This is a genomic window from Aeromonas sp. QDB23, from assembly GCF_027707745.1.
GTDB classification, from domain to species: Bacteria; Pseudomonadota; Gammaproteobacteria; order Enterobacterales; family Aeromonadaceae; genus Aeromonas; species Aeromonas allosaccharophila.
In genome coordinates, this window is record NZ_JAPCJA010000147.1 from 1 (window position 1) to 1,335 (window position 1,335).

At 50.0% G+C, this 1,335-nt stretch carries 1 protein-coding gene; it reads left to right on the top strand.

Translation table 11 applies throughout. The features are described from left to right. Positions 1-47: 47 nt before the first annotated feature. The gene (locus PG888_RS22865; RefSeq protein WP_011191341.1) at positions 48-1,322 is read left to right on the top strand and encodes an IS4-like element ISApu2 family transposase; all 1,275 of its coding nucleotides are present in this window, start codon (positions 48-50) and stop codon (positions 1,320-1,322) included. Positions 1,323-1,335: the final 13 nt, after the last annotated feature.

Consider the following 1,335-nt stretch of genomic DNA (forward strand, 5'->3'; position numbering starts at 1 on the left):
TTTGTGATCTGATTTAATCGCAAAAAAAAACCGACACGCCCGAAGCCATGACTATTATCAATGCAACCCAGTACCTCAAGCAACTTCTTAGCTCTTCTGAACTCAACCGGATCGGTAAATTTACCGGTTTTTGTCAGCGACTCCGGGATATCCAGCCTGCGAGACTACTCCCGGCTCTGCTCTCAGGGCTTGGTTGCGACAAGGTGGATGGTATTGCTGGTTTGCATCGCCATTTCAATGCGTTGCAGCTCCATGATACTGACCAAATAGCGTATAAACCCTTTCACAACCAGTTACGCAAGCAGGGTTTTCCCTTGTTCATGCGCGCACTGGTTGAACGAGCCATCGCCTTACGCCTCAAGGAGTGTCTACCGGACGCCCACGGACTGGCAGGCTTTGAGCAGGTACTGCTGCAGGACGGGTCGTCATTCGCGTTACATCCGCAATTGGCAGAACATTTCCCGGGCCGATTCAATAAGCACAGCCCCGCTGCGGTAGAGTGTCATATGACCATGTCCTTGCTGGACCAGTCGCCGATATCGATGAGTATCACGGCGGATACCGAATCGGAGCGCAAGCATCTTCCGGCCGCAAATTCGTTAAATAACAAACTGTTATTGGCGGATGCCGGTTACATCAGCCGCGAGTACTTTGCTGATGTGACCAAAGCCAAAGGAAGCTATCTGGTCAGAGGGAGTCAAAATCTCAATCCCAAAGTACAGGCAGCTTACCGACAGGACGGCAGGGAAATGCCCAAGTTACTCGGAAAAAAGCTCAAGGATATCGATCGGAGAAGCTGCAGAGCCGAGGTTCTGGATCTGGATGTGAGTTCGGGAAAGTATAAATATCGACTCATAAGACGTTGGTTTGCAGAGGAAAAACGGTTCTGTATATGGATGACCAATCTTCCGCGTGAGCGATGGCCAGCCGAGAAGGTGATGGCATTGTATCGTTGCCGTTGGCAGATCGAACTGTTGTTCAAAGAGCTGAAATCACATAACCGGTTGAAGGCGTTCGCGACACGACAAAAAGCGATAGCGGAAGGCTTGATCTGGGCTAGTTTGCTGGCCTTGCTGGTCAAACGTCGGCTGGCGCTGACGCTGATTGGCAGCGCGGAGTTATCGATGCTGAAGATTGCCAAAAACAGCGCGCTTTGGTTAATGCCGATATTGGCGAGCATCATCCATGGTGCGTGGCAGGAAATAACAGAGAAGTTGGAGTGGGCAATGGTGTATTTATCCAAAAACGGCAAAAAGAGTAGGCAGAGAAAATCCAAGCAAAACAACACGTTAGACGGTATTATTAATTCGCTTGCCGCTTAAGGTTCTGTACATG